5 protein-coding genes are annotated in these 5219 nt (G+C 64.7%); 1 reads left to right on the top strand and 4 read right to left on the bottom strand.

Going from position 1 to position 5219, the window contains the following annotated elements; genetic code table 11:
• From RWX45_RS11510 to RWX45_RS11500, 4 genes are all read right to left on the bottom strand, one after another.
• A partial coding sequence (locus tag RWX45_RS11510) for an enoyl-CoA hydratase-related protein (protein ID WP_316023859.1) occupies positions 1–411 on the bottom strand: 411 nt, incomplete at its 3' end.
• Positions 412–611: 200 nt separating this feature from the next.
• Positions 612–1211 (bottom strand): hypothetical protein, encoded by a 600-nt coding sequence (locus RWX45_RS11505; protein ID WP_316023858.1) that lies wholly within the window; start codon positions 1209–1211, stop codon positions 612–614.
• Positions 1212–1589: 378 nt separating this feature from the next.
• The gene (locus RWX45_RS13495) at positions 1590–2306 is read right to left on the bottom strand and encodes a uracil-DNA glycosylase family protein (protein WP_410050720.1); all 717 of its coding nucleotides are present in this window, start codon (positions 2304–2306) and stop codon (positions 1590–1592) included.
• Positions 2307–2507: 201 nt separating this feature from the next.
• Complete coding sequence (locus RWX45_RS11500; protein ID WP_316023857.1) at positions 2508–2855, bottom strand: hypothetical protein; 348 nt, start codon at positions 2853–2855, stop codon at positions 2508–2510.
• A gap of 819 nt (positions 2856–3674) precedes the next feature.
• Between RWX45_RS11500 and RWX45_RS11495 the strand changes: the two genes are divergently transcribed.
• Positions 3675–5069 (top strand): arginine deiminase family protein, encoded by a 1395-nt coding sequence (locus tag RWX45_RS11495; RefSeq protein WP_316023860.1) that lies wholly within the window; start codon positions 3675–3677, stop codon positions 5067–5069.
• Positions 5070–5219: the final 150 nt, after the last annotated feature.

Here is a 5219-nt window from a genome sequence, read left to right as displayed (position 1 = left end):
TTCGTAGTGGTAGCCGTCGCGGCCGCGGATGCGCTGGTCGCCGCCCGAGCAGAAGCCCCAACCGCCGTCGCGTGGGCTCGGGCCGTTGCCGGTGAGGATGACGGCGCCGACGTCGCCGCTCATGCGGGCATGGTCGAGCACCCGGAACAGCTCGTCGACGGTGTGCGGGCGGAAGGCGTTGCGCACCTCGGGGCGGTCGATCGCCACCCGCACCACGGGCAGGTCGCGCAGCCAGGTGCCGTCGGCGTCGCGCTCGCAGCCACGGTGGTAGGTGACGTCGGTGAGCGCGCCCGGGCTGTCGCCGCGGTTGACGAAGCCGGTGATGTTGCGCCAGCGGAAGGGATCGAAAATCTCCGAGACCCGCTGCGGCAGCGGGTGGGACGGCGACGCGGCGGTTGACGACTGACTCATGGGCACAGGGTAGGGGCTGGAGGAGAAAAGGCGAGAAAAGACGCGTACCGCAGGGGCGCGGTCGCCAGCCGGTGGTACGTGAACGGCGGCGTGGAAGGGCGCGATGCCGCGGGCACGCACCAGCGAGCGGGTGGAGCCACAGGGCTATTGTCCCAAGTGTGCCGTCATGAGCTCGGTCGTGATGTATTCCTTGTTGGCCGTCAGCTCGCGTCAATTCGGTTGCCGTCCTCGTCAACGTAATAGCCCTCATCATCTACGTCGGGGAAACTTAAATGCCCGTCCTGGATCTCCTCGGCGAAGTGCTCTTGCGTCATCAGTCGCATTTTGCGACTGCGTTTCATCATTTCCTCGTGGTTGAGGGTGGTATTCCATGGCTTCTCGAGTGTGACGATGATAATCGCGAAGAGAATCCAGGTCACCAGGGTGAGGGGGAATAGTGAGCTGGGCGCAAACAGCGCTGCCGCCGCAGCTCCCGCTACGGCGGGGCAGATGAAGGCGATGATGGTCATCATTGGTCCTTCTGGGTCTTGGGAGTGCTTGGCGCGCATGATCAGGCGCGACGCAATTGCGTCAACGGTCTCTCGTATGACCGCCGCGACGATGGCGAAGCCCACCACGCGATCCATCGTTAGACCCGCGCCGGTCAGCGCCGACCAGATTCCAACGATCACGCCCAGGCCAATTCCGTACAGTAAAGCCGTGAAGGCTCTGCCGGAGGCGACTGCCCACAACGGCACTGCCGGGCGCCAGGGGCCGGGTTCTTCTTCGGGAGTTGCCGATGTGTTGATCTCACCGCTCATGGCCATCTACTTCCTACCGGTTCACTCGCACTCTACCTCATCCCTGGTGACCTGTTTCCCGCTTGCTTCAGCGGAAGCAGCGGTTGCCAATGCCGGTGACGGAAGAGGTGGCAGGTGCCGATGCTGCGAGGGCAGGCATGGCTCCGCCAGTGCCGACCGCGGTCGAGAGCTGCAAAAACTACCGCGGTCCATGATGCTTCCTCTTAAGCGTCTGCTGGACGCCTGGAGCAACTGTGCGGCATCGCCCACGGCTTCAGAAACCTGACCAACTACACCGTCCGCAGTCTCATCCACGCCGGTGAGTTCCGTAATCAACTGCTACGCCCCTTCAACGTGAAGAGGTCATAAACAAACCTCCGATAGCATCTTGGGCGACACTCAAGTTCTCCGGCGCAGTTCGCGCAAGTAGAGGTCGGCAAACTCCGCGGTGCGCGAGGGGGCATACTGCGTAACATATCGGGGGTGAGGTAGCGGTACCAGTTCTTCGAAGCACTGCAAGTCTCGATTCAGTTCCGCTAAAATCTTGTAATTGCTTCCGCTGCCGATGACGTAACATACTGACCGATCCGCCCCGCATTCAGCCTGTCGCCGGAACGATTCCACTAAAAGATTGTCAACCGCTCTCCGGAGGGGTTGTGTGTCATAATAGTTCGCATTGCGTTCGCGACTGCCTTCCAATACTGAAATTATGCCGATCGGACACGCGAACCCCATCAGGAAGTTCTGATAGAACGCGCTGTATCCACCATAGGAATGGATCACACTGTCCAAGAAGCGCGCAGATGCTGGAGCTACGCGGTACCCTTGAGCTAATTCATGGTTTAGCCGTGATAGAACCTCGGGTCCAGCGAAAGGAACTCCGGTTATGGCAGAACCTCTACGCGCAGGGGAGCTACCTAAGATGAGGTGCCGCGGCAGGCAATCGGCGTAGAATGTTTCGTAGAAATCCGTGATCAAAGCCGCGGCTGCACCTGCCGACCGGTCCTTCGCGTATGGGTTGACTGCCTTGAAGCCATTAGGCAGCTGCAGGTCAATGCCCGCAAGGAACTCATGGAAGCTCAAAACGCGTTCCGCTGTCGTAGAACCGGCAGTCATACTCCCCCTTCGGCCTTATGTGGCACGGTATCATGGATTACAAATCGCGCCCGCTGACATTTTTCTCGGTGTCGCGCCGCAAGCCGCACGGAAGAGCCGGTATGGATGCTGCGGGCTGGCTCGGCCCAGGCGGCCTTTTACGCTGCTTGTTCCGCACAAGCACGTTCGCGGTTCCCGGGGTGGAGCCTAGCTCTGAATCACTCAGTGACCGGTGGTGAACGGACGGCTCCAGTCCTGAGCGCGCGGTTGTTCGCCCCGAAGAGCGCGCCCGGCAATGATGAGCGCTACCGCGACTAGCAACACGGCCACGACGAATCCGCCTCGCCAGATGAGGCTGAGGAATGGGGCGACCACCAGCATCCCGGTGTTGCTGCGATATACCGATCGTACAGCCTCGCTGTCACAGACGGCTCTTACCGTCAGCCAATACAACACCGCCACTGCCAGCCCCGCGGTGAGTAGTGCAGGCGAGAACTCGCCGCGAAGGAAAGTCAGGAACGAAATCGCTGCGCCGCCCAGAAAACAGGCGACTTCACACAGCTGTCGCACGGTTCAATACCTCCAAGTTGCACACCCTGCCTTCGGAAACTCGCGTCGTCAGGCATCTTTCATCCGCTCCGTTCGTCGTCCGGCTTCGGCTCGGGGATCCGGCCGTCACGACGTATCCGCAAAATTCCTGCAGCAGTTCCTTCATCTCTGATCCCGCCCGGGACCGACGACCCCAAGCAGGGCGCCGCTCAGATCGGCTCCCATGGAGTGAACGTTACAGCGTCGGTGAGGGGAGGCATAGGTCGACCAATGTCAGGGAGATGTAGGCGTTGGCCGCCGTGACTGGCCTCGGGCGGCCTTTCCCGTTTTGGTGAAATGCCACGAGCGATGGTGCCGTGCTGCTGTGGGAGAGGCTTCATGAAGCTCAGGAGGAAAACTCTCATCGCGGCCTGTACTGCAAGTGGCCTGGCGGTGGCTGCGTGTGGCTCGGGCGAAGCCCAAGTCGCGCAGGACTCGCCTGCTTACAGATCGTTGGCTGGGTTGGAGTCGGCGTCGGATTATGCGCTGCGCATCTGCGTGACCGACGTCGAGACGAGCGTCAGCGATGCCGGGACCTTCCCGCTCGGCGACGTGGCAGACCGACTCGGCCTCGCTGGGTAACCAATTGCTGCACGGCGGCCTGGTGAATCCATGCATGAGGCGGGAAGAAGACGATAAGTACGGGACCGATGGCGGCGCGGGAATTCGGTGCCGCGTAGAACACCGCGGGCGCCGCGCTCCGCTCGCGATCCATGGTCATCGCGGTCTCAAAGACGACCCGCTCCACAAGCCCCAGCGCACCCGCCGGCCGCATGTCGATAGCCTGTGCCCATGACGCTCATGACGCCCAGTCCGCAAACCGCCCCGAGTCTGGCCACCGACCGCGCGGTCATCCCGCGCTCGGCCGGCGGCGGCCGGGTTGACTCCGAGACCGGGCGGCTGCGGGAGGTCATCGTCCACCGGCCCGGGCGGGAGATCGCCCGCATCACGCCGATCAACGCCAACTCCCTGCTGTTCGACGACGCCCTCAACATCGCCCGCGCCCAGGCCGAGCACGACGCCTTCACCGCGATCCTGCGTGCCGAGGGCGTCATCGTCCACGACTTCCGCGACCTGCTCACAGAGACCCTCGCCGTCCCCGAGGCGCGCCGCCTGGTGCTGGAGGAGACGGTCGGCCCGCAGGCGGTCGGCGTGTCCACCTCCGAGGTCCTCATCGACTTCCTCAGCGGCCTGCCCGACGCCGAACTGGCCGAGGTCCTCTTGGCCGGTATCACCCGCAACGAGCTGCGCGAGCGCCTCGACCCCGCCGACGCCGCCACCCTCTTCGCCACCACCTATCTGTCCACCCTCGAGGGACAGTTCGTGGTCACGCCGCTGCCCAACCACCTGTTCACCCGCGACACCTCCGCCTGGCTGTACGGAGGCGTGTCCGTCAACACCATGGCGCTGGCGCCCCGCCGTCGGGAGGCCGTCAACTACGAGGCCGTCTACCGCTTCCACCCCGCCTTCGCCGACCGACTCACCCTCGCCGCACCGCCGGATGCGGGAGCGACGGCGTCGAAGGGGTCTTCGGGCGAGCGCGGCCCGCTGTGGGTGGAGCCGCACGGCGCCTCGCCGGCGACGGTTGAGGGCGGCGACTTCCAGGTGCTGGGCAACCGCACCCTGGTCATGGGGCTCACCCACCGCTCCAGCGCGGCGGGCGTGGAGCGCCTCGCCACCCGCCTGTTCGCCGACGGCGCCGCCGACCGGGTGATCGGCGTGCACATGCCCGACCGCGCCTTCTACACCGAGCTCGATGCCGTCATGCACCTGGACACTCTCATGACCATGGTCGCCCCCGACACCTACCTGCGTTTCTCCGGTTTCAACGACGTCACCACCGTGGAGATCGAGCCGGGCGCCAGCCACGGCTCCACCAAGGACTCCGCCCTGCACGTGACCGTCCACGACGGCGGCGACATGGACGCCGTCCTCGCCCGCGCCGCCGGCATCGACTCCTTCAAGGTCATCAGCCCCGACATGTCCGACGAGGCCGAGGCGCTGCGGGAGCTGTCCCGCGACTCCTGCAACGTCGTCGCCCTGGCACCGGGGCGGGTCATCGGCTACGCCCACAACCAGCGCGCCAACGACGTGCTGCGCCGCGCCGGCGTGGAAGTCATTGAGACCCCCGGAGTCGAGCTCGTGCGCGGCCGCGGCGGCGCCCACTGCATGACCTGTCCGGTCACGCGCGATTGAGACGCGTGAGAGGCCCTGCCGTGCACGCGCGACCCGGCCGAGTGACGCTCAGCCTCTCACGCCGATCTCTCGTCCTTCGTCCCACGGCAGTGCCCAGCCCGCGGCGTCGATGACCGTCGACAGCACCGCCGCGGTGAAGCCCCATACGAG

This window comes from Actinomyces sp. MRS3W, from assembly GCF_032465695.1.
Lineage (GTDB): Bacteria > Actinomycetota > Actinomycetes > Actinomycetales > Actinomycetaceae > Actinomyces.
Note: the sequence above shows the minus strand (reverse complement) of the source record. Positions and strands in the feature narration are given on the sequence as shown.

What these genes read in the sequence shown, in the direction of transcription:
- RWX45_RS11505 (WP_316023858.1), bottom strand. Translation starts at nt 1,211, where the DNA reads ATGAGCGGTGAGATCAACACATCGGCAACTCCCGAAGAAGAACCCGGC.
- RWX45_RS11495 (WP_316023860.1), top strand. Translation starts at nt 3,675, where the DNA reads ATGACGCCCAGTCCGCAAACCGCCCCGAGTCTGGCCACCGACCGCGCG.
- RWX45_RS13495 (WP_410050720.1), bottom strand. Translation starts at nt 2,306, where the DNA reads ATGACTGCCGGTTCTACGACAGCGGAACGCGTTTTGAGCTTCCATGAG.